The following is a 25,300-nucleotide window of genomic DNA, read 5'->3' on the forward strand; positions in this document are numbered from 1 at the left end:
CCGCATGGTCGTTTCTTCGTCGCCGCCACGGGGCCGGCACCGTGGCGGCGACGCCGTTGACGTGGGCGGGCATATCGTGTTTCGATAGTATCGACAAACGATATGGCGACCGAGAGGTGACTGACGATGGCAAGGCGATGGTTGAACGGTCCGCGGCCCGACTTCGTGGCGCTGGTGCTCGCGGCCGGCCTGTCCGCTCTCGCCGGGGTCCTGGCGATCGTTCGCGAGCTGGCGCGGATCCTGCCCAACCGGGACGTCCCGGTGCGGGTCGACCTCGACGGCGTGGCGCACGAGCTGGTCCTGGACGGCGCGGTGACGGCCGAGGCCACCGAGGCGGTGGTGCGGGTCTCCGGTCTGGACGCCGTGCCGCTCGCGCTGGTGCTGGCCGCCGCCGTGCTGCCGCCCGTCACGATCCTGGTGGTCGCGGCCTGCTTCGCGCTGCTGGGCTGGTCGTTCTTCCGCGGCGAGTTCTTCACCAGGGGGAACCTGGTGGCGGTGAACACCGCGGCGGCGGTCCTGGTCGTGACCTCCTTGCTGATCCCGTCGCTGCAGGGGACGGCGGGGAGCAGCGCGCTGGCGAGCGTCGGCGCGGGTTTCGGCCAAGGAGTGGTGCTCGGCATAGACATGCGGCTGCTCCTGGCCGGGTTCCTGCTCGGCGCTGTCGGGTACGCGTTCCAGCGCGGGTCGCGCTTCAAGCGCGACACGGAGGGCCTGGTCTGATGCCGGCGGACGACGACGAAGCCCGGGTGCACTGCCGCCTCGACGAGCTCCTGGCCGAGCGCGGTATGACGCTGGCGCGCCTCGCGGAGCTGGTGGGCGTCACGGTGGTGAACCTGTCGGTTCTCAAGAACGACCGCGCCCGGGCGATCCGCTTCTCCACGCTCACTGCGATCTGCGACGCGCTCGGCTGCACCCCGGGCGACCTCCTCGTGGTCCTGCCTGAGGAGGCCGCCCCCTGAGCCGCGCGGGCCGTCAGCTCGCGGCGGCCGCGTGCGGGTCGGTGGCGTTGAGCGTGGCCACCACCTGGTCGTAGTCGCCGCGGACCTCCGCGTAGCGGAGGAACTTGACCCGCTCCACCTGGATCTCGTGGGCGTCCGGCTGGCTCTGCAGGAGCGAGAGCGCCTCGTCGATGAACTCGGCCAGCGGCATGGCGTGCGGGTTGTCGGCGTGCCCGGGCATGAGGTCGGTCTGCACCGACGGCGGCTCCAGCTCGACCACCGAGACGCTCGTGCCGGCGAGCTGCAGGCGGATGCTCTCCGACAGCATGTGGACCGCGGCCTTGGTCGCGTTGTACGTCGGCGTCACGCGCAGCGGCGAGAACGCCAGGCCCGACGACACGGTGAGGATCGTCGCCGCGGGGCGGCTCTGCAGGTGCTCGGTGAACGCGGCGATCAGGCGGATCGGGCCGAGCACGTTGGTGACGACCGTGGCCTCGGCGTCCGGCAGGAAGCCGGGGGTGCGCCAGTCCTCGGCGCGCATGATCCCGGCCATGGGCACCAGCACGTTCACCTCGGGGAAGCGCTCGATGACGTCGGCGGATGCCGCGGCGATCGAGGCGGCGTCGCTGGTGTCGACGCGCACGGTGCCGAACCCGTGCGCGGCGGCCAGCGTGTCCAGGACCGAGACGTCGCGGCCGCCGACGACCACGGTGTTGCCCAGCTCCTGGAGGCGGACGGCGAGGGCGAGGCCGATGCCGCGCGTGCCGCCGGGGATGAAGACGGTGTTTCCGGATGTGTTCATGGCTCCACCGTGCGGCCTCGGCGCCGTCGGCGGGAGAGACCTGGTGAACCAGGGACCGGCGGTCCCTGGCTCACCCGGCGGGTGCGGCGCACCATGGGGGCATGAACCGCGCAGCCCTCGCCGACTTCCTCCGCCGACGCCGTGAGGCGCTGCGCCCGTCCGATGTCGGCCTGGTGCCCGGGCCCCGCCGTCGTGCTCCGGGGCTGCGCCGGGAGGAGGTCGCCGCCCTGACGGGGATGTCCGTGGACTACTACGCGCGGCTCGAGCAGCAGCGCGGGCCGCAGCCCTCGGAGCAGATGCTCGCCGCCCTGGCGCGGTCGCTGCGCCTGACCGCCGAGGAGCGCGACTACCTGTTCCGCCTCGCCGGGCACGGCGTGCCGCGGCGCACGCCCGCCGACTCCCACGTGGCGCCCGCCCTGCTGCGCGTGCTGGACCGGCTGGAGGACACCCCGGCGCTGATCATCTCGAGCCTGGGCCAGACGCTCGTGCAGAACCGCCTCGCCGAGGCGATCTTCGGCCCGGCGCCCACCACGGGTCTGGCCCGCAGCTCCGCCTACCGATGGTTCACCGACCCGGCCTCCCGGGACGTGTACCCGCCCGAGGACCACGAGCGGCAGGCCCGCAGCCAGGTCGCGTCCCTGCGCGCGGCCCATGCGGCGGCCGGCCCTGGCTCGCCCGCCGACGAGGTGCTGCGCGCCCTGCTGCGCCAGAGCCCCGAGTTCGTGCGGCTCTGGGAGCTGCACGAGGTGGCCCGCCGGTTCGAGGACCACAAGACGCTGGTGCACCCCGAGCTCGGCCGCATCGACGTGGACTGCCAGGCGCTGTTCACCGAGGACCAGGCCCAGGCCCTCCTGGTGCTGACCCCGGCCCCGAACACCGAGGCCGAGGAGAAGGTCCGCCTGCTCGCCGTGCTCGGCCACGAGACGTTCGCGTAAGCACCCCGCACCCGCCCGAGGTGCGAAGATCGCCTGGTGCACGACGACGACCGCTGCCCCTGCCTCTCCGGCGACACCTACGGCGCCTGCTGCGGGCGCTTCCACTCCGGCGCTGCGACGGCCCCGACGGCCGAGGCGCTGATGCGCTCGCGCTACTCGGCCTTCGCCGTGGGCGACGACGCCTACCTGCTCGCGACCTGGGCGCCGCAGACCCGTCCGGACAGCGCCGGCGTCGGCGACGAGCAGTGGCGCCGCCTCGACATCCACCGCACCGAGCGCGGCGGCCCGTTCGACACCAGCGGCATCGTGGAGTTCACCGCCTTCTACCGGTACCCGGACACGGGCGTGCGCGGCAGCCTGCACGAGACCAGCCGGTTCGTCCGCACCGGCGGCCGCTGGTTCTACGTCGACGGCGACCGCGAGGCGAGCGACAGCTAGAGAGGCAGCTCCAGAGGGTGCGGTGGGTGACCTCTCGGCTGTCGTTGGCCATGGGTGTGCCTCAGGTGGGGTGGGTCCAGGAGAGGTCGGCGCGTCGGGACCGGCCGGGTGCCCGATTGCCCGGCCGTTGCTGTGGTTGCTGCGCCGCGCGTGGCTGGCGGGGCGGGGCGCTCGGTCGGTAGGGGATGGCGTCTCGGTCGTGGGTGGGCTGGCAGCCGATCTGGTAGCGGCTGCGTGGGGTGCGGCCGGGTGCCGGGCCGGACATGCCGACCGCCGGGGTCCAGGGTGGTGTCGTGGTGCGATCGCGGGTCGGCGTGGTGTCCGGAACGTGGTCGGGCTCGTCGGTCGTCGGCGCGAGAGGTGTCGTTGCGGGGTCCCCGGCCTGGTCCGGGTCGAGGGTCGGTCCCGCCGCAGCGGTCGCCGGCTTGTTACTGGGTGTTGCGGAGTCTGTGACGCGTGCCGGCCGGTCTGCCGACGTGTCGCCGAGCCTGGTAGAGCCCACGATCGATGCCGTCTCACGGGCTGAGGCAGTAGCAGGGACGGAGGACTCGTCTGGGACGGAGGACGTGTCACGCGCGGGTGCCGTGTCCCAGGTCCTGACCGGTGCCGGCGGTGTGGGCGCGACGGAGACGTACGTGTGCCCGGTCGGAGTGACCGTCTCGACGGCGTGGAGGCCGTTGAGCTGGGTGGTCTTCTGGTGCCAGCCCGATGCCTGCTTGGCGTGATTGCAGCGGGCGCACAGGCCTTGACCGTTGTCGAGGCTGGTCAGGCCGCCCTCGGCGTGTGGGGTGACGTGGTCGGTGTGCCGGACCGGGGCATCGCACCAGGTCGTCGCGCAGATGCCCTGCTCCCTGGCCCGCAACAACGCTGCGAGGCCCTGCGGGTGGAACCGGGACGTCGACGTCGTCGCCAGCAGCCGACCGTACGGGTTCACGTAGATGCTGCGCAGCCAGGCCGAGTCCGTGTCGATCGCCTGTGCGGCGAGGTTCCTGGCGACCGGTGCTGGGACCACGCCCACACCTGCTGGTGCGCCCTCGACCACCACACCGGGCTGGCCGCCACCGGCGAGGAGGGTGTCGTCAGAGACGAGCAGGTTGATCGTGACCGGCACATCGTTCGCCTGCCCGGGCTCGCGGACGGTGACGCGTTCGATGAGGGTGTCGGCCATGATCTGACCCACCCCACGCTCATCCCCGGACGCCTTGGCAGACTCAGCGGTGGCCTTGAGCTGGGCGTAGGCCTGCACACCCTGCGCCATCGGCACCAGCGCGGTCAGGTACACCATCAGGTCCGGTGCCGGGCGGATGGAGACGCGGCGTTCGGTCACGGCACGGGCGTTGCGCTTCACGCAGGCGTGTACGTCGAGCTGTGCGGCCAGTTCCTTGATCCGGGCCACGAGGCGGCGGGTGCTCATCCGGGCCAGCTCGGCCAGGTGGGTGGGTCCGCAGATCTCCTCGTCGATCAGGGCACGGTGCTCCACGCACAGGTGCGACGTCTCCCGCACCAGAAGGGTCGCCCGCCACTGCGACAGCACCCCGGCCTGCAACGCGCTGAACGTGTGGGGCATCTGGGTCACCCACACCCTGGACGTGGACACGAACCCCGCCCCCGCATGCGGGCTCACCCGGAGGGCAGCACCGACCTGGTTCGGGACACCACGACCACGCCGGTCGGCCCGGATGCTCTGCGCGGCCTCACCAGCACGTGTCGCCTCATCCAAAACGACCGCGAGGCGGGCCTGCGTCGCGGTGATCGCGCTCTTCACGGCCTCCAGTTCGCCGAGCAGGTCTACCCACTCGGCCTGCATCGCGCCCGAGACCACGGCACCAGACCGGATGTCAGCGGCTCCGGGCAAGATCATCTCCGCCAGGGCCTCCCGTACCGCCCGCACACCCGCCACGTCCACGGCTCCGCCATGCGCGGGCGCATCGGCGGCTCCCGTGGCACCGGACGCACCCGCGGTTCCCGGCGACCCGGCACCGTCCGGCAGCACCGACGCGCCGAGTCGCCTCGACCCGCCGGGCAGTCTCGACCCACCAGGCAGCTCCGGCCCATTCCCGGGCAGCACCGAACGAGCAGGCTGCTCGCCTGCTCGTTCTGGCACTACACCGGTTCGCGTCATGCCATCAAAATATGGCACACCCGTACGCACCGCTCGCCGAACCGGCTCGATCTGCCAGCAGCAGAATCCGGCTGCCGACCCTGTGGATAGCGGGACATCAGCGACCAGGATCTGCCCGCCCGTCTCGTCGATCGCGCCAGAAGCTCGGGGGTGCACGAACCTCACGAACGCCCGCACCAGCACCTCGCCCAACACCGCACCGCGACCCGCGACCCGCGACCCGCGACCCGCGACCCGCGCCGCGACCCGCGACCCGCGACCCGCGACCCGCGACCCGCGACCCACGACCACTGAATCCTGGGAATCAACGATCAGGCAACGAGACCCGCCCGGGGCGAAGCCCTCAGCCCCGCCCGGCGAGCACCTCCGCGCGCCCCTCCGCCTGGGCCCGCTCGATGAGCCGGCCCAGCCGCGCCCCTACCCGAGTCGCAGGACGCTCATCGCAGCACCAGCACCAGCACCAGCACCAGCACCAGCACCAGCACCAGCACCAGCACCCCCACGACCACTGCCTCCGGAACAGGTCATCGATGTCCCGTCAGCCCGCGGCCTCAGATCCAGCCCTCCTCCCACGCACGGTGGGCGGCCGCGTGCCGGGTCGCGACGCCGAGCTTGGCCATCGCGGAGGACAGGTAGTTGCGCACCGTGCCCGGCGCGAGGTGCACGGCGGCCGCGATGTCGGACACCTGCGCGCCCGCCCGGGCCGCCCGCAGCACCTCCAGCTCGCGGTCGGTGAGCGGGCACTCGTTCTCCGTGAGCGCGGAGGCCGCGATCTCGGGGTCCACGTACCGGTGCCCGACGGCGACGTCGCGCACGATCTGCGCGAGCCGCGCCGCGGGCGTCGACTTGGGCACGAACCCGCTCACCCCGGCGGCCAGCGCCCGGCGCAGGACGGCGGGGCGCGCGTGCCGCGTGACGATGATGACGCGCGGCGGCGTGCCGTCGGCGGCCGCCAGGATCTGCCCGGCCGCGTGCAGCCCGTCGGTGGGTGGCATCTCCAGGTCGAGCACGGCGACGTCGGGCCGGTGCCGTTCCGCGAGCCGCACGGCGTCCGTGGTGGTGGCGGCCTGCGCCACGACCGTCAGGTCGTCCTCGAGGTCGAGCAGGGCGGACAGCGCCCCGCGCAGCAGCTCCTCGTCGTCGGCCAGCAGCAGGCGGATCATCCGGTCACCGTAGCGGTCACGACGAACCGGTCGTCGTCGCTCACCCAGGACAGACGCCCGCCGACGGCGTCGAGGCGCTCCGCGAGCGACACCAGACCCGTGCCGTCCGACGCCGTCCCGTTCCCGCCCCCGTTCGTGGCCCCCGTCCCCGACCCGGCCGGGCGCGCGCCGTCGTTGTCGATCACGAGGCGCGCCCCGGCGTCGTCGGGCAGCAGGACGATCGCCGCGCGCGTGGCGTGGCTGTGCCGCAGCACGTTGGTGGTGGCCTCGCGCACCACGAGGCCCAGCAGGCTGCGCGGCGCCTGCGGCAGGGACGCCGCGAGGTCGGCGTCGACGTCGGCCCGGACCGCCACGCCCGCGGCGGCCAGGACCCGGGAGGCGTTGGCGATCTCCGCGTCGAGCGTGGTTCGCCGGTAGCCCTGCACCAGCGCCCGGGTCTCGCGCAGGGCGTCCCCGGCGAGCTGCTGCACCTCGCGCATCTGCTCGGCGGCGCGGGCCGGGTCGGCCTCCGCGAGCCGCGCGGCGAGCTCGCTCTTCAGGGCGATCACCTGGAGGTGATGGCCCTGGATGTCGTGCAGGTCGGCGGCGAACCGCAGCCGCTCGTCCGCAACGGCGAGCTGTCCGGCCAGCCGCCGCGCGTCGTCCAGCCGGGCCGTCACCTGCCAGGCGCGGACCATGCCCAGCATGGCGGGGCCGAACGCGACGACCATCAGGGCGGGCATCCACACCGCGTGCGCCACGTTGGGCTCGCCCGTGGCCAGGGCCGTCACGAGGCCGACCAGGGGCAGCGCGACCAGGGCGACGCCGAGGGACTGCCACGCCCGGCGGGTGGGCAGGAACATGACCAGCACCGACACGGTGGCGGCGGGCGCGATGGACCAGATGCCGAAGTTGCCGGCCGCCAGCGGCACCGCGCCGGCGAGCACGGCCGCGCAGGCCGCGGTCACGAGCCAGCCGGTGGACGGCGCCTGGTCCCGCATGCGCCGCCCGAGCAGCGCGCCGCACGCCACGATCGTGGTGGCGGTGGCCAGGCCGGTCAGGGCGCGCAGCCCGGCGGGCACGTCGGGGTCGAGCACCCAGTCGCCGACGGCGAATCCGAGCACGCACGCCACCGTGCCCGCCAGCCCCCACCAGACGTTGCGGCGGAAGCTCGCGAGTCCGCTGCCGCCGTCGTCCGCGACGGCCGGGCCGGTGCTCATGACGCCATCCTGCCAGCGTCGCCGCCGGTCCGGGGCGTACCGCGAGGCCCCGATGACATCTGTCATACGACCTTGTGACAGGTGCCCGAGCAGGGGTGCGGTCTCGCACTACAGGCCGTCGTCGCCGTCGGACAGCGTGGAGAACAGCGCGGCGAGGAGCGCCGCACGGAACGAGGAGACGGAGCGATGACGCAGACGACGGCGCACACGGGCACGACGGCACGGCACGGCGACGGCACGGGAGACACCGCGGTCCACACCGCCGCCCCCGCCACGAGGGCGCGGACGGTCGGCAGGTTCCTGGCGCACCTGGCCGAGATGGTCGTGGTGATGGTGCTCGGCATGCTGCTGTTGGGCCCGGCCTGGGACTGGGCGGGCGCCGCGCTCGGGGTGGAGGCGGCGCTGGGCCGGCCCGACGTCGGCGCCGTGGTGATGCTCCTGGACATGGTCGCCGCGATGACGGTGTGGATGCGCCTGCGGCGGCACTCGTGGCGCGCGATCTGGGAGATGAACGCCGCCATGGCGGTGCCGTTCGCGGTGCTGCTGGCGCTGTTCTGGGCCGGGGCCGCCACCGCGGGCGACGTGATGCTCTGGGGCCACGTGCTGATGGTCCCGGCCATGGCGGCGGCGATGCTGCTGCGCCCGGCCGAGTACACCCAGCACGTCCACGGGTTCGACCTGGCGTGGCTGCGCCGCCGCTGGCCCGTGCTGCTCGGGCTGACGCTGCTCGCCCTGACCCTCGCGGGCGGCGTGGGCGCCCTGCCGCCGTGGCTGATCCTGGCGGTCGCGCTCGTCTACCCGGTGGTCGGGCTCGTGCGCCGCAGCATCCGCGGCCGGCAGATGGTCCTGCTGCAGGCCGCTGGGCTCGCGGTCTTCGCGGGGGTCGCCGTGCTGGCCACGGTGCTGGCGGGGCAGGACACCGGGGCGTACGTGGTCGCGGCCGGCCTGGTGGGCCACGCGGTCTGGGACGCGTTCCACCACCGGGCCGGCGCCGTGGTGTGGCGCTGGTACGCCGAGACGTGCGTGGTCTTCGACGTGCTGCTGGCCGCGGCGGTGGTGGCGGTGACGCTCGCGCCGTGAGGCGGATCCGGCCGGTCTCGCGCGTGGCGACATGCGCGCAGCCGCAGGCCCGCCCTAGTTTTGGCGGTATGGACAGCGAGCCCGCAAGCCCGCCCCGTACGCCACGGCCACCAGCGGAGCAGGAGCCGGCGCCCAGCGTCCTCGAGCTCCGGATCCACGGCATCGCGAACACGCCTCCGCACGGCACGCTCGGCCTGCGCCGCGAGGAGGTGACCCAGACGGGTGGCGACGGCCTGGGCAGCTTCTGGGTGCCGACGCCGGCCGCCGAGGAGCGCGGCCGGTCGCTCCCGCCGGGCGACGTGCACGCGATCCGCGCGGGCGTGAGCCGCGAGGCCTACTCCTGGGGCGCGATGGCGCGGCTCGGCGGCCTCCCGTTCGGCGGCGTGCTGGGCTTCGTGGGCACGGTCGCGGTGCGCCTGCTGTGGGCGGCCATGGTCCCGTTCGGCCTGGTGAACGCCGCGTACTGGGCCCGCCGCATCCCCGCCCCCGACCCCGCCGCGCACCGGCGGACGCCGCCCGCCGGCCAGCCTGGCCCCGGTCCCAGCCTGCGTCCCGAGGCGACCGCGGCCCTGACCCGGGTGTTCTCCCTGGGCCTGACGCTGCTGTTCGTCTCGGCCGTGGCGACGGTCGCGCTGTCGGTGATCGGCACGCGCTGCATCGGGCTGGCGACCCCGGGGCCCGACTCGGTGGTCCCGGTCTGCGCCCGCATCCCGAGCGCGCTGTACGGCCTGGCGCGGCTCGACGTCGGCGACCGCCTGGCGCTGCTGTCCCTGGCCCCGGTGCTGCTGGTCGCGATCCTGGTGGCGGTGGCGCACAGCGGCCAGGTGCGGTTCGAGTCCAAGTTCTCGGTGATGCGGGCGGGGCGCACCGTGGCGCCGTCGGGCCCGGCGCTGCACCGCGCGGGCTTCTGGTCGCAGCGTTCGGGCTCGGGCCTGCTGTGGGCGCACCTTGGCGCGGCGCTCGCCCTGACGGGCCAGTACCTCACCTGGACCCGCTACGCCGACGCCGGCCTGCCTGCCCCCGGGCTCCCGGTCGCGGCCCTGGTGGTCCTGCTGGGCGCGGGCCTGTTCGTCGCCCTGCGCACCGACGACGACGGCGTCCAGGCCGTCACCCCACGCTGGAAGGCCCGGGCGGGCCTCGCCGTGTTCGCCGCCGGGCTGCTGGTCTGGCTCCTGGCGTGCGCCGCCTGCCTCGCGGGGCCGCAGCCGGAGACGATGCCCGCCCTGATCGGCCTCGACCTGGTGCCCGCGCTGCTCGGCGTCGGCCTGGGCGGCATCGCCGCGACGGGGCTCGCCTGGCGCACCACGCGCGGCACCCGGGGCGTGGCCGCGTGGTCCGCGGTGCCGGTGGTCGCCACGGCGTGCGTGGGCGTGGTGCTGGTCACCGAGCCGGGCCCGGGCCTGCGTTACCTGCTCGTCGCGGTCGCGCTGCTCGCCGTGCTGAGCCCGGTCGTGGTGGTGCTGGCGGCGGTGGTGCTGCGCCGTCGGGCCACCGAGGGGTGGAACGGGGCCGGACCGGGCGTGTTCCTGCTGGTCTCCGTCGCGGCGGCGACCGTCTACTCCAGCCTGCTCGTGCTGGGGGTGCAGTGGGTGCTGCGCTACGGCGAGCGCGCCACGACGCCGCAGCCGCTCGGGGACGGCCTGGTCGGCATCGACCGCACCGTGCCCGACCCCGACCTCGTGCGGGTGCCGCCGGTCTACACCGAGTTCGGCACCACGTCGGTGGTCATCGCGCTGGTGTTCCTGGTGCTCCTGGTCGTGGCGGCCGCGGGTCCGTACCTCATCGACACCCTCCGGTCCCGCACGCTGTGGATCCCCGGCGCGCCCCGCACGCTCGGGCCACCGTACGGCCCGGCGGCGCCGGCCTGGCGCGCCGTCGCCGAGGCGCCGGACCCCGACGGCGGCGCCAACCCGGTGCTGGAGCGCGTGCTGCGCGGCCGTCAGGTCGCGGCCATGTCGCACCGGGTCGAGCTCGCGGCCGGGGCGCTGGCCGCCGCCTGCTACGTCGCTGCCCTGTTCGCCCACATCCCGCTCCTCGCCCAGCACGACGGCACCGGCATCGTCCGGGTGCCGTCCTGGCTGTCGTCGCTCGCGGTACCGGCCCTCGGCGTGCTCGCGGCGACGCTGGTGCTCAGCGCCCTGGCGGGCGCCTCGGGCGGCGTGCCCGGACGCCCGTGGGGCCTGCTGTGGGACCTGATGTGCTTCCTGCCGCGCAGCGCCCACCCGTTCGGCCCGCCGAGCTACGCCGAGCGCGTGGTGCCCGAGGTGCGCTCGCGGGTCGACGCGTGGCTGACCGGCGCCGACATCGCCGACGACGCCGAGCGCGCCCGCGTGGCCCCCACGCGCCGGGTGGTGCTGTCCGCGCACTCCATGGGCGGCGTCCTGGCCGCGGCGGTGATCCTGATCCGGGCGGGCAACCCGGTGACCGACACCGCGCCGGACGCCGCGGACGGCCGCCTCGGCCTGCTGACCTACGGCGTGCAGCTGCGCCCGTTCTTCGGCCGGTTCTTCCCGGACCTCCTGGGCCCGACGGCGACCGGCGAGCCGCCCTGCACCGGACCAGCCTGGTCGGCCGACCCGTGGGGCGGGCAGGTCAGGGCTGCCGCCGCGGCCGCGGTGGAGGGTTCCGGACCCGGGGCGGCTCCGGCGGCGCCGTTGACGCCGGAGGGCCCCGAGCCCGGTTCGGGGGAACAGGTCACGCTGATGTCACTGCTGACCTGCGGTGCGAAGCCCGCGTGGGTGAACCTGTGGCGGCGCACCGACTTCCTGGGCTTCCCGGTACTTGGCTACGGGGTGAACGAGGTCGACCGCGGGGCGGAGGAGATGGACCGGTCGGCCTACCTCTTCGCCGTGGCGACGCACTCGGGCTATCCGGCGTCGTGGGCTTATCACGAGGCGCTGGACGAAGTTCTTGCGCGGCTGACGCCGGCCGGGCAGTCGGGTGCCCAGCCGGCGGTCACGCAGCGAGGGGAGCCGGGCTGACGACGTCGCGCAGGCGGGCCAGCGCGGACTCGAGGATCTGCGCCACGCGCTCCTTGGTCACACCGAGGCGGCGGCTGATCTCGTCGATGGTGCGCGTGGTGCCGTCCACGAGGCCGAAGTGCATCTCCAGGACACGCGCCTCGACGGCGTCCAGGCGGGCCACGGCCTGCCGGACCCGGCGGCGCAGGATGCTCTGCTCGGGGGTGGGCCGGCTCGTGCTCGGGCTCTCGGCCTGCTCCGCGGCGGCTACCGCGCGGACGATCGAGCGGCGGACCCAGCGGTGGGCGTACGCGGCGAACGTGCCGTGCGCGGGGTCGTACGAGTCGGCGGCGCGGACCAGGCCGACGTTGCCCTCCTGCACGAGGTCCATGAACGGCAGGCGGCCCGCGTAGGAGCCGGCGATCGCCGGGACGAGGCGGAGGTGGGCGAGGACGAGACGCTCCTTCGCGTATTGCCCGTCCTTGACCCTGGTCTCGAGCTGTGCGCGCAGGCTGGGGGAGACCGCGGTGGCGTCGAGGGTGCGCGCGGCGTCCGCTCCGGCGATGGCTCGCTCGAGGAGGGACTCCAGCTGCGCGTCGTCCAGCGACGGCGTGCGCTCGATCATCGCCGCGTAGGACTGCGGCAACGCCGGGTGCGGGGCCGGTTCCTTGCCGCGGCGCGGGCGGGGGGACCGGGAATTCCTGGCAGTTCTCATCGCAGCTCTCCTCTTGAGTGAGACGAACTTTCCTTGCCCCGGAGAATATGGAGTCTTGGGGCTCCATGGGAAGAGGAAGGAGTTTCGCTGTCAGAGATAACGGGACGATAACGGTGTGCCAGCCGGGCGGTGCGCGGCAACGAGCGTTCCAGGCGCATGACATCCCGGGCACCCTCCGGGAGACTCGTGCCATGGGCCCGCGCGCCTTCCGCTGGGTGTTGCACGTCGACCTCGACCAGTTCCTGGTCGCGGTCGAGGTCCTGCGGCGCCCCGAGCTCGCCGGGCGGCAGGTCGTCGTCGGCGGGCGCGGCGACCCCACGGAACGGGCGGTGGTCTCGACCGCCTCGTACGAGGCGCGGGAGCTCGGCGTCGGGTCGGGCATGCCGCTGCGCGTCGCCGCCCGCAAGGCGCCGGACGCGGTCATCCTGCCCGTCGACCACGAGACCTACCTCGAGGCCTCCGGGCGCGTGATGGACACCCTCCGCGGGCTCGGCACGGTGGTCGAGGTGCTCGGCTGGGACGAGGCGTTCCTCGGCTGCGACGCCGACGACCCGGAGGCGGTCGCGCGCCGCGTGCAGCGGGCGGTCCTCGACGCCACCGGCCTGCACTGCTCGGTCGGCATCGGCGACAACAAGATCCGCGCGAAGATCGCCACCGGGTTCGGCAAGCCCGCGGGCGTCTTCCGCCTCACCGCGCAGACCTGGTCCGAGGTGATGGGGCAGCGGCCCACCATCGACCTGTGGGGCGTCGGACCCAAGGTGTCCAAGCGCCTCGCGGCCCTCGGCATCCGTACGGTCGCGGACCTGGCCGCGGCCGACGCCGACGTCCTGGCCGCCGAGTTCGGGCCACGCATGGGCGCCTGGTACGGCGACCTGGGCAGGGGGCACGGTTCCGCCGTCGTCGACGACACGCCCTGGGTGGCCCGCGGGCACAGCCGCGAGACCACCTACCAGCGCAACCTCACCACGCCCGACCAGGTGGAGGCCGCGCTGCGGGACCTGGTCACGCAGGTGCACGCCGACACCGAGGCGGAGGGCCGGCCGGTGTTCCGGGTGGGCCTCAAGGTGCGCTACGCGCCCTTCTTCACGAGGGACCGCTCGAAGAAGCTCCCGGCCCCGACGCGGTCGCTCGGGGAGCTGACCGCCGCCGTCCTCGCCCTCGCCGAGGACATGGAGCCGGGCCGCGAGGTGCGCCTGCTCGGCGTCCGCGCCGAGATGGTGCTGCCCGACGGCGGCGACACGACAGAGCGCACCCCCGTCCGGGGGCGGATCTGACCGGACCGTCGGGGACAATGGTCCGGTGACCACCCTCGACGTCGTCCGCATCGACGATCCCGCCGACGAGCGTCTCGCCGACTACAACAGCCTGACGGACGTCGTCCTGCGCTCCAAGCACGAACCGGCCAAGGGGCTCTACATCGCCGAGAGCTCGACGGTGATCCGGCGGGCGCTCGCCGCTGGCCACCGGCCGCGCTCGTTCCTCATGGCCCCCAAGTGGCTCGACTCGATGAGCGACCTGATCGCGGCCAGCGGCGCGCCCGTCTACGTCGCCGAGGAGCCGCTGCTCAAGGAGATCACCGGTTTCCACCTGCACCGGGGCGCCCTGGCCGCGATGCACCGGCCGCCGCTGCCGGGCGTGCACGAGCTGCTCGCGAACGCCCGCGGCGGGGCCGGTGCGCGCCGCGTGGCGGTGCTGGAGGACGTCGTCGACCACACGAACGTCGGTGCCGCGTTCCGGAGCGCGGCGGCCCTCGGGGTGGACGCCGTGCTCGTCTCGCCGCGCTGCTCCGACCCGCTCTACCGGCGGTCGGTGCGCGTGTCGATGGGCACCGTGTTCCAGGTGCCGTGGACCCGGGTGGAGGCGTGGCCCGAGGGCCTGCACGACCTGCGCGAGGACGGGTTCACGGTCGCGGCGCTCGCGCTGACCGACGACTCGATCACCCTCGACGAGCTGGTGGCGAACCCGCCGGACAAGCTCGCGCTGGTGCTCGGCACCGAGGGCGACGGCCTGACCAAGGGGGCGGTCGAGGCCGCCGACCTCGTGGTGCGCATCCCGATGGCGGGCGACGTCGACTCGCTCAACGTCGCCGCGGCGTCCGCCGTGGCGTTCTGGGCCACGCGGGTCTGACGCCGGCGCGGCGCGCCGGCGTCAGGCGGCACCTCAGAGCAGCTGGGACCGCCGGGCCGTCGCGTTCTCGCGCTGGATCTCGTCCTGCCGGCCCTGCCAGCCCTTGAACTTCTCCTGGGCCTCCATCTCCTGCGGGCTGGGCGCCAGCCCGACCACCAGGAGCATCATGATCGTGCTGATCGTGACGCCGATGATGAGCGGGCCGAGCAGCGCGCCCACGCCGATGCCCGAGGTGACCTGGACGATCGCGTCGGTCTCCTCCGCCCGCATGGCCGCCATGCCCGTGTAGTGCATGCCGGAGACGGCGATGCCCATGACGACCGTGGCGACGGCGCCCGCGGCGATGGTCTGCACCTTGGCGGAGAGCCAGAGGGCAGCGGTCGCGGCGACGACCGCGATGATCACCGAGAGCACGACGGTGAGCGTGTCGTAGGTGATCTCGACGCCCACGTGCAGGGCGCGCATGCCGAGGTAGTGCATGGCGGCGACGCCCAGGCCCGTGACCAGGCCGCCGGCCAGCAGGGCGACCGGCCCGACGCCGGCGGCGCGCACGATGAACAGGCCGAGGCCCACGACCACGATCGCGAGCAGGCCGCTGGCGAAGGTCAGGGGCACGTCGAAGCGGGTCTCGGTGCCGCGCACGTAGAACCCGAGCATGGCCACGAAGTGCATGGTCCAGATGCCGGTGCCGCCGATGGAGATCGCGCCGAGCCCGAGCCAGGCGGTGCTGGCGAAGCCGCGGGCGACGCGGGCGCGGGCGGTGCAGGTCAGGCCGACGGCGCAGCCGGCGCACGAGAGCAGGAACGAGAGGATGGGTGTTACCCAGCCGAGCGCGAAATGGTCGATCATGATGTCGTTCTCCAGCGAATGCAGGTTGTCTGGGGGAGCGATCCAATTGCTGACCGGGGGGACGTCGAAGCGGTTCGGATCGTCGACAAGTTAGCCCGTCTATGGGACGAGATGCACCGTTTCCAAGGGGCTAATTTTCTCGGCGAGGGGGTGATCTTTTCGTATCAGGGACCGCGGCTTTCCCGCGCTCCGGAAGGGGTGGAACAGGCCCGGCAAAGTTAGGTTAGGCTCACCGTCGTGACCACCAAGACCGAGGGGCTCGACGTCAAGCCCTCGCGAATGTTCGATGTCCAGGTCGCGCGCGTGACGCGCCTGTGCCCGTCCTTCGTTCGCTTCACCTTCACGGGGCCGGACCTGGACAAGTTCGCGGACAACGGCCGCGACCAGCGCATCAAGCTGCTGCTCCCGTCGCCCCAGGGCGGCTGGGACGCGCTGCGCCGGGACGACCCCGACTGGTACGCCGCCTGGCGCATGCTCCCCGACGAGCACCGCAACCCGATGCGCACCTACACGGTCCGCACGGTGCGGCAGGACCTGCGCGAGGTCGACGTCGACGTCGTGATGCACGGTGACACCGGCCCCGCCTCGCGCTGGGCGCTGAACGCGGCCGCCGGCGACCCGCTGGTCATCATGGGTCCCAACGCCGAGTACGACGGCATCCACGGGGGCGTCGAGTTCGCGCCGCCGACGTCCAGCCACGCGCTGCTGCTGGCCGGCGACGAGACCGCGGTGCCCGCCATCGCCGCGATCTGCGAGTCCCTGCCCGCGGACGCCGTGGGCGAGGTCTTCCTGGAGGTGCCGCACCCCGAGGACGGCTGGCAGCTCGGCGCGCCCGAGGGCGTCCGCGTGCACTGGCTGGCTCGCGACGGCCGCGAGCACGGCGACGTGCTGGTCCCGGCGGTCCAGGCCGCGGCCGACCGGCTGCTCGCCATGGGTGTGCGCCCGTCGTCGGACACGGCGCCGGCGCTGACCGCCGCGGGCGTGGACCTGTCGGGCGAGATGGACGACGTCGACATCGACACGGGCATCCTCTGGGAGGTGCCGGTCGACGAGGCGGGCCGCCCCCTGGCGCAGGACACCGTGCTGTACGCGTGGCTCGCGGGCGAGGCCGGCGTCATCAAGGCGCTGCGTCGCTATCTGGTCAACGAGTGCCAGGTGGACCGTAAGTCCGTCGCGTTCATGGGTTACTGGCGCAAGGGCCGCGCGGAGAACTGAATTACCCCGAATACCACGTCGACCCGGGAAAACACCTGGTCAATGTGGTAAATATCGGACCCTGACGTCTGGGAGGGCGGATGGGTGCGACGGGGCAGCCAGGTAGTTCCGAACGCCAGGGTGGTGGTCCCCGGCCGTGGTGGGGGGACCACCGCACCACGGTGTTCGCGGTGTTCGGCACGGTGGCGGGCATCTGCACCGCCGCGATGGGCGTCGTCGACCGCGGCACGCAGATCGTCCTGCTGGTCGTCTCGGTGGTCCTGTTCCTGTCGGGCCTGGCCGCGCTCGTCCGCGTGCGGACGTACGCGCGGTGGTTCACCGCCGCGTGGCGCTGGTCCGGGCGCCACCGGATCCTCGTCGCCGCGGCGACGGTCGTGGTGCTGGCCGGCACGACGACCATCGTGGTCGGCCTGCAGCGCGCGCGGTCCTGCGAGGACCCCACCGAGCTGGCCGTGATGGTGCCCGAGGACGGCGCCACGGGACTCGCGGCGGCCGCCGACGCCTTCGAGCGCGACTCGGTCACGGCGTTCTCCTGCCCGCGGTACCACGTGACCACCTTCGGCGTGGGCTGGCCGGCGCTGCGCGCGGCGTTCGCGTCCGGCTGGGCCGACGACCCGGACCAGGACACGTCGGACCTGGGCCCGCGGCCGGACGTCTGGATCGCGGAGTCCCGGTCCCAGGCCGACATCGTCGCGGCGTCCGCGGGTCCGGCCTTCACGGTCGCCGACCGGCAGGTCGTGGCGGGGTCGCCGCTGGTCCTGGCGGTCCCCGAGCCGCACGCGGAGGCACTGGGCGCGACGACGGCGCGGGGCGACTCGGCCCGCGAGCTGATCGACGCCGCGGGGGCGGCGGACCTCGACGTCGTACGGGCCAACCCCGACACGTCCTTTGCCGCGGCGCTGCACACCGTCGCGCTGTACGACGGCACGGCGGCCGACGACGCGGCCCTCGAGCTCGACCTCGGGCACGCGCTCGAACGGGTCGGCCTGCCGATCGGCACGGACGGCGCGCTCCTGTGCCGCCTCGACGAGCTGTCGGGCGAGCAGCCGCCCCGCGTGGCGGTCCTGACCACGGAGCGCGCCATGCTCGACGGCGCCGTGGGGTGCCCCGCGGCGGGCGGCGCGGCCAGCGGTGTCCCGCTGGTGCCGTTCTACCCGGGCTCGTCCGTCGGCCTGGACTACACGGCGGTGCGGCTGGACTGGGCCGGGCCGCCGGCCGAGCGCCGGTCGCGCGGGGCGCAGGCCCTGGTCGAGTGGCTGGGGACGGCACAGGGGCAGGCCGCGCTGGAGGCCGGCGCGCACGTCCGCGGCCTGGACGGGCAGCCGCCGTCGGGCGAGGACGGTCCGCTGCCCGGCCTGCGGGACGCGGCCGTGGCCGAGCCGGGCGCGAACCGCGTCGCGTACACGCGCGTGCTGTCCACCGAGGACCGGTACCGCGCGGCCCGGCGGCCGGCGCGGGTCCTGGTGCTGCTGGACGCGTCGGCCTCCATGGACCGGCCCGCGGACGGCACCCGGGAGCGCTCCGAGGTGGCCGAGCGTGGCGTGCTGGACGCGCTCGGCCACCTGAGCGGCTCCGACGAGGCGGGCATCTGGGTCTTCTCCGGGGCGGCCGCGTCCAGCCCGCGGCCGGTCCTGGACCTGACCCGGAGCGCCGAGGCGCGCAGCGCCGCGCCCCGGAGCCTGGCCCGCGTGCGGCCCGAGGGCGCCACGCCCCTGTACGACGCCGTCGACGCGGGGACGTCCTACCTGGCCGGCCTCGACCCCGACGGTGCGACCCGCAGGCACCTGACCGCGCTGGTGGTGCTGACCGACGGGGAGAACCACCCCGGGGCGGGGCCGGGCGCCCGGCTGACGGCGGCCGACCTGGTGCGGTCGGCCCGGGCCGAGTCGGCCGCCGGGGTGCGGGTCTACGCGGTGGCGGTGGGCGAGGCGTCGTGCCAGGCGAGCGACCTGCGGCGGATCACCGCCGAGTGGGACGGCGAGTGCTGGGACAGCTCGTTCGGCGAGCTGGAGGGCACCCTGGACAGCCTGTTCGGGCAGCTGGGAGGGCGGTGACGTGACCGGTGGCGCGGCGGGCGGCGGCCCGCACGGGATCACCCGCAGGGGCTTCTTCGTGGGCGGGGCCGCGGGGCTGGTCGTGGGCGCGGGGCTCCCGCTCGGCCTGGAGCGCCTGTTCGGCGGCCCGGCCGACCTCGAGACGTTCCGGGCGGGCGACCAGCTCACGATCCTCAGCGGCCGCGACGAGACCGACGGCGGCCAGCGCCGGGCACTGGTCGACCTCTGGAACCGCGCGCACGAGGCGCACCCGGCCCGGATCGTCGAGGTGTCGAGCAACGCCGACCTCGCGTACAGCACCATGCTGTCCGCCGCGCAGGCCGGCGCGCCCGGCCCCGACGTCTACAACCTGGACATCCCGTGGGTGCCGCAGTTCGCGCAGAGCGGCTACCTCCGGGTGCTCGACGGCGCCTCGGCCGCCGGGTTCCTGCGGGCGCCCTGGGCCGCGGGCACCTGGGACGGCGCGACCTACGCGCTGCCGTTCAACTCCGACGTGGGGCTCGTCTACTGCAACCTGGACCTGATCAGCGAGTTCTACGGGGACTCCGTCCCCGCGCGCGACCCGGTCCCGGTGGCCGGCGGCTGGGCCGGGCTGGACCGGTTCGCGCACGAGGTGGTCGCCGCGCTGGGCGGCGACCGCCCCGGCCTGGACCGGCCGCCCGTGGACACCGCGATCGCCCAGCAGCTCGCCGACTACGAGGGGTTCACGGTCAACCTCTGGGAGGTCCTGCTCGGCGCCGGCGCCGTGTCGGTCGACGCCGCCGGCCGCCCCGTCTTCGACGACGTCGAGCGGATCGGGGCGACCGTCGAGGCACTGGCGGAGCGGCAGAGCGCGACGGCGTCGCTCGCGTACGACGAGCAGGGCTCGCTCGCCGCGTTCGCGGCCGGGCACGCCGTGTTCCTGCGGCACTGGCCGCGCGCGCTGCGCGTGCTGCGGGGCGAGGACGCCGTGCCGTTCCGCGTCGGGTTCATGCCCGTGCCCGGCGGCGGCGTGCTGGGCGGGCAGAGCCTCGCCGTGGCGGCGGCCACGCGCTACCCGGTGGCCGCCCGCCGGCTCGTGGAGTTCCTGACCGACGAGCGCAGCCACCAGATGATCTTCGAGCGCGGCGGCTTCGCCGCGAGCCGCGAGGCGCCGTACCTGGACCCGGCGGCGCCCTGGGCCCGCCCGGCGGAGACGGACGGGTTGGCGGCCTCGCTCGCCGACCTCGCGACCGGGGGCGCCGGGGGCACCGACGACCCGGAGCGCACGGCCGGCGACGCCCTGCGCCAGGCGCTCGACGACGCCACGCCGCGCCCCCGCCTGCAGCACTACGTGGAGCTCAGCGAGGAGTTCCGCCGCTACGTGCGCCCCGCGCTGTCCGCGCGGGAGGGTGCCCGGTTCGACGCCGCCGAGCTCGCCGAGCGCATGGCCGCCGCGATGGACGGCCGCGTCACGCGCGGCTGACGCCCAGCTCCTCGATCACCTCGACGCCCGGCATCGCGCAGAGCAGCGGGCCCGGCATGAGCAGCTTGGAGCGCCGCACGCCCGACCCCATCAGCGCCATGGTGCCGTCCTGCGTGAACCGGGAGTCCACCAGCACGCGGTACTCCTCGGGCAGGCCGACCGGCGTGATGCCGCCGTACTCCATGCCGGAGTCGGCCACCGCGCGCTCGGTCGGCAGGAACGACGCCTTGCGGACGTCGAGCAGCTTGCGTACGCGCTTGTTGACGTCGGCGAACGTGCTGGCGGGCACCACGCACGCCGCGATGCGCTCCTCCTCGGCCCGCTTGCCGGCCACCAGCACACAGTTGGCCGAGGCCTCCGGCGGCAGGTCGTGCAGCTCGTTGAGCGTGGCGGTGTCGGCGTGATCCGGGTCGATCTCGGTGACGGCGACCTGCCCGGCGACCCGCGGGTCCACCTCGGCCCAGGCAGTCAGCGCCGCGAGCACCGGCTCGGCGAGCAGCTCCGGGTGGTCCAGCGCGGGGACCCAGGCCAGGTCGCCCAGCGTCGGCAGGGTGGCGTTGCCGCTCATCGGCTGTACGTCGCCGTCAGCGTGGCGCGGCCGAGCAGGTGGAAGTAGATGTTGAACGCCACCTGCGCGTTGGTGTTGTCCGGGCCCAGGCCGAGCTCGCCCGGCGCCACGTCGAGCGCGTGCACGGCGAAGATGTAGCGGTGCGGGTGGTCACCGGGCGGCGGGCCGGCGCCCTCGAACCCCGGGGTGTGGCCGTCGCTGCGGGTCTGGAACGCCCCGGCGGGCAGGCCCGAGCCGTCGGGGGCACCCGCGCCGGTCTCCAGCGACGTGACGTCGGCCGGCAGGTCGGCGACTGTCCAGTGGTGGTAGCCCATCGGCGTCGGCGCGTCCGGGTCGTAGCACGTCACGACGAACGACCGGGTGGCCGCGGGGAAACCGCTCCACTCCAGCGCGGGCGAGATGTTCCGGTCGTGCGCGGCGTGGGCGTCCGGCATGCGCTCGCCGTCGGTCAGGTCGGTGCTCTTGACCGAGAAGACCGCGGGCGCGGGCAGCAGCGAGTAGGGGTCCGGCGGGTAGGGACGTGTGAAATCCATGGGGCTCACTCTGTCAGGTGACCCGGAGCAGGTGGCGGAACGCCGTGCGGGCGCGCGCCGGGCTGGGCTCGTCGCCGGTGATGAGGTCGGCGTAGGTGAGCGACTCCGAGACCCGCACCAGCAGGTACGCGAGCTCCTCGGGGGTGATCGTGCCGTCGAACGGCTCGGTGCCCAGGTCGCGGACCACCAGCCACTCGACGGTGGCGACGAACCGGCGCTGGATGGGGCTGTCCGCGGTGGTGAGCAGGCGCAGGGAGCGGGCCGGCTCGCGGCGCAGGAACGCGCGGAAGTAGTCGGCCACGATCAGGTCGCGCGCGAACGTCGTCAGCAGGCCGGCGAGCCGCTCGGCGCCGGTCAGGTGCTCGTTCGCGTGCTCGGCCTGCACCAGGGTGGGCACGGCCAGCGACCACAGCACCTCGGACAGCAGGGCGTCGCGGTTGCCGACCCAGCGGAACACCGACGTCCGGTCGACGCCGAGCTGCGTGGCCAGGGGGCCCATGTCGATGCGGTAGCCCTCGATGAAGGTGTCCCGTGCCAGGTCGAGCACGCGCTGCGCCTCGGGGTGCGTGGCCAGCCGGGCGGACAGGCGGCTCGGCGCCGCGTCGAGCCCCACCGTCGCGATGCTCGACGTCGTGGTCGTCATCAGGTCATCCAACCGTCACCCGGGTCCGCCGTGCAACACAATGCAGAATGATGCGTACGGGACATCTGTTTCCGTTCAGCACTCTATCTCCGGGCCGTGGTGGCGTGCTACGGTCCTCGTGCAAACCGACCAGACGGTATGTCGATGGTGTGGAGGTACGCGTGGCAGACGACGACGTCGCCAGGGGCAACGGAGGCGCCCCCGGGCGCAGGTTCGAGGGCCGGGTCGCGCTCGTGACCGGGGCGAGCCGGGGGATCGGCCTCGCGATCGCCCGCCGCGTGGTGGCCGAGGGCGGCCGGGTGGTCATCACCGGCCGCGACGCCGGGACGCTGGACGAGGCGGTGGCCGGGCTCGGCGCGGACCGCGCGCTGGGCGTCGCGGGCAAGGCGGACGACGCCGGGCACCGCGCCGCCGCGATCGCCCGCACGGTGGAGCGGTTCGGGCGGCTGGACCACCTGGTGAACAACGCCGGGATCAACCCCGCGTACGGGCCGCTCGCGCAGGTGGAGACGGGCGTGGCCCGCAAGATCCTCGAGGTGAACGTGATCGCCGCGCTGGAGTGGACCCGCGAGGCGGTCGCGGCCGCCACCGGCCCCGCCGCCGGGCTGCGCTCGGTCGTGAACATGGCGTCCCTGGCGGGCACGACGTCGGCGTCGAACATCGGGTTCTACGGCGTCTCCAAGGCCGCCCTGATCAACCTGACGGTCCAGCTCGCCGACGAGCTCGCCCCGGTCACGCGCGTCAACGCGCTCGCGCCCGCCGTCGTGAAGACGAAGCTGGCGCGTGCTCTGTACGAGGGCCGCGAGGAGGAGGCCGCCCGCGCCTACCCGCTGCGGCGCCTCGGCGAGCCGGACGACGTGGCCGGCCCCGCCGCCTTCCTCCTGTCCGACGACGCCGCCTGGGTCACCGGCCAGACCCTCCTGGTCGACGGCGGGGCGAGCGTGCGGGCGGCCTGGTGAGCCGCGCGGCCGTCGCGGTACCGACGGTGAAGGATGTGGCCATGCGCACCACGAACGTCCACGACCAGGTCCTGCGGGCCGCCCTCGACCTGTTCGCCACCCAGGGCTACGCCACCACGAGCGTCCAGGAGATCGTCGCGGCGGCGGGCGTCACCAAGGGGGCGATGTACCACTACTTCGCGTCCAAGGACGACCTGCTGTTCGCGATCTACGAGCGGATGCTCTCGCTGCAGAAGGCGCGCCTCGACCAGCTCGTGGCGGCGGGCGCAGCCCGCGGCGACGGCGTCGAGGACGTGCTGCGGGCCGTCTGCGAGGACGTGGTGACCACCTCGATCGAGCTGCTGGCCGAGGGCACCGTGTACACGCGCAGCCAGCACATGCTCGCGCCGGAGCGCCAGGCGGAGGTCAAGCGGCGCCGCCGGGCCTACCACGACGACTTCCAGGCCCTGCTGGAGCGCGGCATCAAGGAGGGCGTGTTCCGCGCCGACGTGCCCCCCGCGGTGCTCATCGCGCACTTCTTCTCCGACGTGCACTACCTGCCCCAGTGGTATTCGCCCGCCGGGCCCGAGACCACCGCCGAGCTGGCCGAGCAGCTCACCGAGCTGTTCCTGCGCGGCATCCGCGCCGAGCCGTCGGCGACCAACCCTGAAGGAGGGCGAGCGAAGTGAACCTACCCACGGCGACGAAGGCGTGGCGCGTGGTCTCCCACGGGGAGCCCGAGCAGGTGCTGGAGCTGCACGACGTCCCGGTGCCCGAACCTGGTCCGGGCGAGGTGCTGGTGCGGGTCCGGGCGGTCGCGGTGAACTTTCCCGACGTGCTGCTGGCCCGCGGCGAGTACCAGGAGCGGCCCGAGCTGCCGTTCGTCCCCGGCATCGAGCTGTGCGGCGACGTCGTCGCGCTCGGCCCCGGCGTGACCGAGGGGGAGCGCGTGCGCGTGGGCGACCGCGTCGTCGGCTCGAAGATCGGGGTGCTGGCGCAGTACGCGACGGTGCCGGTGCAGGCGGTGCACCCGGCGCCGTCGGCCCTGGACGACGCGCAGGCCGCCGCGCTGACGATCGCGTACCAGACGGCGTGGTTCGGGCTGCACCGGCGGGCCGATCTGCGGGCGGGCGAGACGCTGCTGGTGCACGCCGCCGCGGGCGGCGTGGGCACGGCCGCGTGCCAGCTCGGCACGGCCGCCGGAGCGCGCGTGGTCGGGGTGGTGGGCAGCCCGGCGAAGGTGGCGGCCGCTCGCGCCGCGGGCGCGGACGAGGTGTTCCTGCGCGACGACGACTGGGTGGGCGCGCTGCGGCGCCCGGGCGTGGACGTGGTGTTCGACCCGGTGGGCGGCGACTCGTTCGAGCGCTCCACGCGCTGCCTCGCGTTCGAGGGCCGGCTCGTGGTGGTCGGGTTCGCCAGCGGGCGGACGCCGACGGTCCGACCCGACCTCGCGCTGGTGAAGAACTACGCGGTGCTCGGCCTGCACTGGGCCCTCTACCAGCAGCGCCGCCCCGACCTGGTGGACACCGCCCACGCCGAGCTGACCCGGCTCGCCGCAGACGGCGTGCTGCGGCCGGTGCTGGGCGACGTGGTCGGGTTCGACCAGGCGCCCGCCGCGGTGGCGCGGCTGGCGGCCGGTACGACGACGGGGCGGCTGGTGGTCCGGGTGGCCGACGACGCCGTGGTCGGTACTGGCGCGGACGAGGGGGCGGGCGCATGACCGGCGAAGAGGCGGCGCGCCTGCACGACCTGACCGGCCGCGTGGCCGTGGTGACCGGCGCGGCCCGCGGCATCGGCGCGGCGTACGTGCGGATCCTGCACGACGCCGGGGCGCAGGTGGTGATCACCGACGTGCTGGCGGACGAGGGCCGGGCGCTCGCCGACGAGCTGGGGGAGCGGGCCCGGTTCGCGCACCTCGACGTGACCGACGAGGACGCCTGGGAACGCGTCGTGGGTGGCGTGGTCGACGAGCTCGGCGGCGTGGACGTGCTGGTCAACAACGCGGGCATCGCGAACGCCGCCCCGATCGAGCACTTCACGCTCGCCAAGTGGAACGCCGTGCTGGCGGTCAACGCCACGGGCGTGTTCCTGGGCTGCCGGGCGGTGGTGCCCACGATGAAGGCCGCCGGGCGCGGCTCGATCATCAACGTCTCCTCGGTCGAGGGCCTGCGCGGCAGCCGCAGCCTGCACGGCTACACGGCCTCCAAGTTCGCGGTGCGGGGCCTGACCAAGTCGCTCGCCGTCGAGCTCGGCCCCGCCGGGATCCGGGTCAACTCGGTGCACCCCGGCCTGGTGCTGACCGAGATGAGCACGCGGATCGACCCGGAGGCGCTGATCATCCCGCTCGGCCGGCCGGGCGTTCCGGCCGACCTGGCCGGGACCGTCCTCTTCCTCGCGAGCGAGGCGTCGGCCTGGATCACCGGCCAGGAGATCGTGGTCGACGGCGGCATGACCAGCGGGATCCCGCACCGGTAGGCCCCCGGCCGGCCGGTCGCGGGCGCGGTCTGCCCGCAACAAACCGGCCGGTCGGTTTCTTCTCCCCATCCGACCCAGCTCCATCCGACACGACGAGGTGCC

General features: G+C 74.4%; 24 protein-coding genes. 15 read left to right on the top strand and 9 right to left on the bottom strand.

All coding sequences use genetic code 11. From position 1 onward, the window contains the following. Positions 1–126 precede the first annotated feature (126 nt). Together ACFU5G_RS10005 and ACFU5G_RS10010 are read left to right on the top strand one after the other, a co-directional pair. Complete coding sequence (locus ACFU5G_RS10005; RefSeq protein ID WP_377243204.1) at positions 127–720, top strand: hypothetical protein; 594 nt, start codon at positions 127–129, stop codon at positions 718–720. After that, entirely contained in the window at positions 720–959 is a 240-nt protein-coding gene (locus tag ACFU5G_RS10010) for a helix-turn-helix domain-containing protein (RefSeq protein WP_377243205.1), read from the top strand. The genes ACFU5G_RS10005 and ACFU5G_RS10010 overlap by 1 nt, the downstream gene beginning before the upstream one ends. Positions 960–972: 13 nt before the next feature. On the opposite strand, the gene ACFU5G_RS10015 is transcribed toward ACFU5G_RS10010, so the two are convergent. Then, positions 973–1,740 carry an SDR family oxidoreductase gene (locus ACFU5G_RS10015; RefSeq protein ID WP_377243207.1) on the bottom strand — a complete coding sequence of 256 codons (768 nt, stop codon included), beginning with the start codon at positions 1,738–1,740 and terminating at the stop codon, positions 973–975. A 101-nt stretch (positions 1,741–1,841) separates the two neighbouring features. Between ACFU5G_RS10015 and ACFU5G_RS10020 the strand changes: the two genes are divergently transcribed. Continuing rightward, positions 1,842–2,675 carry a helix-turn-helix transcriptional regulator gene (locus tag ACFU5G_RS10020; protein WP_377243208.1) on the top strand — a complete coding sequence of 278 codons (834 nt, stop codon included), beginning with the start codon at positions 1,842–1,844 and terminating at the stop codon, positions 2,673–2,675. Positions 2,676–2,711: 36 nt separating this feature from the next. Next, positions 2,712–3,113: a YchJ family protein gene (locus ACFU5G_RS10025; protein ID WP_377243210.1), complete on the top strand. Its 402-nt coding sequence runs from the start codon at positions 2,712–2,714 to the stop codon at positions 3,111–3,113. Positions 3,114–3,174: 61 nt separating this feature from the next. On the opposite strand, the gene ACFU5G_RS10030 is transcribed toward ACFU5G_RS10025, so the two are convergent. From ACFU5G_RS10030 to ACFU5G_RS10040, 3 genes are all read right to left on the bottom strand, one after another. Further along, positions 3,175–4,974, bottom strand: coding sequence for an HNH endonuclease (locus ACFU5G_RS10030; RefSeq protein ID WP_377243279.1), 1,800 nt, complete (start codon positions 4,972–4,974; stop codon positions 3,175–3,177). 812 nt (positions 4,975–5,786) lie between these two features. Continuing rightward, positions 5,787–6,398 (bottom strand): DNA-binding response regulator, encoded by a 612-nt coding sequence (locus tag ACFU5G_RS10035; protein ID WP_377243212.1) that lies wholly within the window; start codon positions 6,396–6,398, stop codon positions 5,787–5,789. Beyond that, positions 6,395–7,597 carry a sensor histidine kinase gene (locus ACFU5G_RS10040; protein ID WP_377243214.1) on the bottom strand — a complete coding sequence of 401 codons (1,203 nt, stop codon included), beginning with the start codon at positions 7,595–7,597 and terminating at the stop codon, positions 6,395–6,397. The genes ACFU5G_RS10035 and ACFU5G_RS10040 overlap by 4 nt, the downstream gene beginning before the upstream one ends. 186 nt (positions 7,598–7,783) lie before the next feature. Here ACFU5G_RS10040 and ACFU5G_RS10045 point away from each other — a divergent pair, with 186 nt between their 5' ends. Continuing rightward, positions 7,784–8,677 (top strand): hypothetical protein, encoded by an 894-nt coding sequence (locus ACFU5G_RS10045; RefSeq protein ID WP_377243216.1) that lies wholly within the window; start codon positions 7,784–7,786, stop codon positions 8,675–8,677. Between the two features lie 68 nt (positions 8,678–8,745). Beyond that, a complete protein-coding gene (locus tag ACFU5G_RS10050; RefSeq protein ID WP_377243218.1) occupies positions 8,746–11,658 on the top strand; it encodes a hypothetical protein in 2,913 nt (970 codons plus the stop codon). Here the strand turns inward: ACFU5G_RS10050 and ACFU5G_RS10055 are convergent. Then, positions 11,633–12,352: a sigma-70 family RNA polymerase sigma factor gene (locus ACFU5G_RS10055; RefSeq protein ID WP_377243220.1), complete on the bottom strand. Its 720-nt coding sequence runs from the start codon at positions 12,350–12,352 to the stop codon at positions 11,633–11,635. The two genes, ACFU5G_RS10050 and ACFU5G_RS10055, sit on opposite strands and share 26 nt — an antisense overlap. A 191-nt stretch (positions 12,353–12,543) precedes the next feature. Between ACFU5G_RS10055 and ACFU5G_RS10060 the strand changes: the two genes are divergently transcribed. Beyond that, positions 12,544–13,626 (top strand): DNA polymerase IV, encoded by a 1,083-nt coding sequence (locus ACFU5G_RS10060; RefSeq protein WP_377243222.1) that lies wholly within the window; start codon positions 12,544–12,546, stop codon positions 13,624–13,626. Positions 13,627–13,651: 25 nt separating this feature from the next. Further along, on the top strand, positions 13,652–14,479 hold the full coding sequence (locus ACFU5G_RS10065; RefSeq protein WP_377243224.1) for a TrmH family RNA methyltransferase: 828 nt from the start codon (positions 13,652–13,654) through the stop codon (positions 14,477–14,479). A 33-nt stretch (positions 14,480–14,512) separates the two neighbouring features. Here the strand turns inward: ACFU5G_RS10065 and ACFU5G_RS10070 are convergent, their stop codons facing one another. Continuing rightward, a complete protein-coding gene (locus ACFU5G_RS10070; protein WP_377243226.1) occupies positions 14,513–15,328 on the bottom strand; it encodes an MHYT domain-containing protein in 816 nt (271 codons plus the stop codon). Positions 15,329–15,565: 237 nt separating this feature from the next. Between ACFU5G_RS10070 and ACFU5G_RS10075 the strand changes: the two genes are divergently transcribed. From ACFU5G_RS10075 to ACFU5G_RS10085, 3 genes are all read left to right on the top strand, one after another. Next, positions 15,566–16,543: a siderophore-interacting protein gene (locus tag ACFU5G_RS10075; protein WP_377243228.1), complete on the top strand. Its 978-nt coding sequence runs from the start codon at positions 15,566–15,568 to the stop codon at positions 16,541–16,543. A gap of 80 nt (positions 16,544–16,623) precedes the next feature. Then, positions 16,624–18,597 carry a VWA domain-containing protein gene (locus ACFU5G_RS10080; RefSeq protein ID WP_377243230.1) on the top strand — a complete coding sequence of 658 codons (1,974 nt, stop codon included), beginning with the start codon at positions 16,624–16,626 and terminating at the stop codon, positions 18,595–18,597. A gap of 1 nt (position 18,598) precedes the next feature. Then, positions 18,599–20,041 carry an extracellular solute-binding protein gene (locus ACFU5G_RS10085; RefSeq protein ID WP_377243232.1) on the top strand — a complete coding sequence of 481 codons (1,443 nt, stop codon included), beginning with the start codon at positions 18,599–18,601 and terminating at the stop codon, positions 20,039–20,041. Here ACFU5G_RS10085 and ACFU5G_RS10090 read toward each other — a convergent pair. The 3 genes from ACFU5G_RS10090 to ACFU5G_RS10100 are packed head-to-tail and all read right to left on the bottom strand — an operon-like array spanning position 20,028 to position 21,785. Continuing rightward, positions 20,028–20,609, bottom strand: coding sequence for a YbaK/EbsC family protein (locus ACFU5G_RS10090; RefSeq protein ID WP_377243234.1), 582 nt, complete (start codon positions 20,607–20,609; stop codon positions 20,028–20,030). The two genes, ACFU5G_RS10085 and ACFU5G_RS10090, sit on opposite strands and share 14 nt — an antisense overlap. Then, on the bottom strand, positions 20,606–21,142 hold the full coding sequence (locus tag ACFU5G_RS10095) for a YbhB/YbcL family Raf kinase inhibitor-like protein (RefSeq protein ID WP_377243236.1): 537 nt from the start codon (positions 21,140–21,142) through the stop codon (positions 20,606–20,608). The genes ACFU5G_RS10090 and ACFU5G_RS10095 overlap by 4 nt, the downstream gene beginning before the upstream one ends. Before the next feature lie 13 nt (positions 21,143–21,155). Next, a complete protein-coding gene (locus ACFU5G_RS10100; protein WP_377243238.1) occupies positions 21,156–21,785 on the bottom strand; it encodes a QsdR family transcriptional regulator in 630 nt (209 codons plus the stop codon). A 161-nt stretch (positions 21,786–21,946) separates the two neighbouring features. On the opposite strand from ACFU5G_RS10100, the gene ACFU5G_RS10105 reads away from it, so the two are divergent. From ACFU5G_RS10105 to ACFU5G_RS10120, 4 genes are read left to right on the top strand one after another with little or no spacing between them, the layout of a single operon-like run. Beyond that, positions 21,947–22,744 carry an SDR family oxidoreductase gene (locus tag ACFU5G_RS10105; RefSeq protein WP_377243240.1) on the top strand — a complete coding sequence of 266 codons (798 nt, stop codon included), beginning with the start codon at positions 21,947–21,949 and terminating at the stop codon, positions 22,742–22,744. Positions 22,745–22,785: 41 nt separating this feature from the next. Next, entirely contained in the window at positions 22,786–23,412 is a 627-nt protein-coding gene (locus tag ACFU5G_RS10110) for a TetR/AcrR family transcriptional regulator (RefSeq protein WP_377243242.1), read from the top strand. Further along, complete coding sequence (locus tag ACFU5G_RS10115; RefSeq protein ID WP_377243244.1) at positions 23,409–24,443, top strand: NADPH:quinone oxidoreductase family protein; 1,035 nt, start codon at positions 23,409–23,411, stop codon at positions 24,441–24,443. The genes ACFU5G_RS10110 and ACFU5G_RS10115 overlap by 4 nt, the downstream gene beginning before the upstream one ends. Further along, positions 24,440–25,198 (top strand): glucose 1-dehydrogenase, encoded by a 759-nt coding sequence (locus ACFU5G_RS10120; RefSeq protein WP_377243246.1) that lies wholly within the window; start codon positions 24,440–24,442, stop codon positions 25,196–25,198. Before ACFU5G_RS10115 ends, ACFU5G_RS10120 begins: the two co-directional genes overlap by 4 nt. Positions 25,199–25,300: the final 102 nt, after the last annotated feature.

This window comes from Promicromonospora sp. NPDC057488 (assembly GCF_042802395.1).
GTDB lineage: Bacteria > Actinomycetota > Actinomycetes > Actinomycetales > Cellulomonadaceae > Promicromonospora.

Excerpts from the sequence above, each read along its gene's own strand:
- ACFU5G_RS10070 (WP_377243226.1), bottom strand. The coding sequence starts at position 15,328 with ATGATCGACCATTTCGCGCTCGGCTGGGTAACACCCATCCTCTCGTTC.
- ACFU5G_RS10050 (WP_377243218.1), top strand. The coding sequence starts at position 8,746 with ATGGACAGCGAGCCCGCAAGCCCGCCCCGTACGCCACGGCCACCAGCG.
- ACFU5G_RS10015 (WP_377243207.1), bottom strand. The coding sequence starts at position 1,740 with ATGAACACATCCGGAAACACCGTCTTCATCCCCGGCGGCACGCGCGGC.
- ACFU5G_RS10090 (WP_377243234.1), bottom strand. The coding sequence starts at position 20,609 with ATGAGCGGCAACGCCACCCTGCCGACGCTGGGCGACCTGGCCTGGGTC.
- ACFU5G_RS10120 (WP_377243246.1), top strand. The coding sequence starts at position 24,440 with ATGACCGGCGAAGAGGCGGCGCGCCTGCACGACCTGACCGGCCGCGTG.
- ACFU5G_RS10045 (WP_377243216.1), top strand. The coding sequence starts at position 7,784 with ATGACGCAGACGACGGCGCACACGGGCACGACGGCACGGCACGGCGAC.
- ACFU5G_RS10035 (WP_377243212.1), bottom strand. The coding sequence starts at position 6,398 with ATGATCCGCCTGCTGCTGGCCGACGACGAGGAGCTGCTGCGCGGGGCG.
- ACFU5G_RS10095 (WP_377243236.1), bottom strand. The coding sequence starts at position 21,142 with ATGGATTTCACACGTCCCTACCCGCCGGACCCCTACTCGCTGCTGCCC.
- ACFU5G_RS10030 (WP_377243279.1), bottom strand. The coding sequence starts at position 4,974 with ATGATCTTGCCCGGAGCCGCTGACATCCGGTCTGGTGCCGTGGTCTCG.
- ACFU5G_RS10010 (WP_377243205.1), top strand. The coding sequence starts at position 720 with ATGCCGGCGGACGACGACGAAGCCCGGGTGCACTGCCGCCTCGACGAG.
- ACFU5G_RS10100 (WP_377243238.1), bottom strand. The coding sequence starts at position 21,785 with ATGACGACCACGACGTCGAGCATCGCGACGGTGGGGCTCGACGCGGCG.
- ACFU5G_RS10110 (WP_377243242.1), top strand. The coding sequence starts at position 22,786 with ATGCGCACCACGAACGTCCACGACCAGGTCCTGCGGGCCGCCCTCGAC.
- ACFU5G_RS10040 (WP_377243214.1), bottom strand. The coding sequence starts at position 7,597 with ATGAGCACCGGCCCGGCCGTCGCGGACGACGGCGGCAGCGGACTCGCG.
- ACFU5G_RS10020 (WP_377243208.1), top strand. The coding sequence starts at position 1,842 with ATGAACCGCGCAGCCCTCGCCGACTTCCTCCGCCGACGCCGTGAGGCG.
- ACFU5G_RS10005 (WP_377243204.1), top strand. The coding sequence starts at position 127 with ATGGCAAGGCGATGGTTGAACGGTCCGCGGCCCGACTTCGTGGCGCTG.
- ACFU5G_RS10055 (WP_377243220.1), bottom strand. The coding sequence starts at position 12,352 with ATGAGAACTGCCAGGAATTCCCGGTCCCCCCGCCCGCGCCGCGGCAAG.
- ACFU5G_RS10060 (WP_377243222.1), top strand. The coding sequence starts at position 12,544 with ATGGGCCCGCGCGCCTTCCGCTGGGTGTTGCACGTCGACCTCGACCAG.
- ACFU5G_RS10080 (WP_377243230.1), top strand. The coding sequence starts at position 16,624 with ATGGGTGCGACGGGGCAGCCAGGTAGTTCCGAACGCCAGGGTGGTGGT.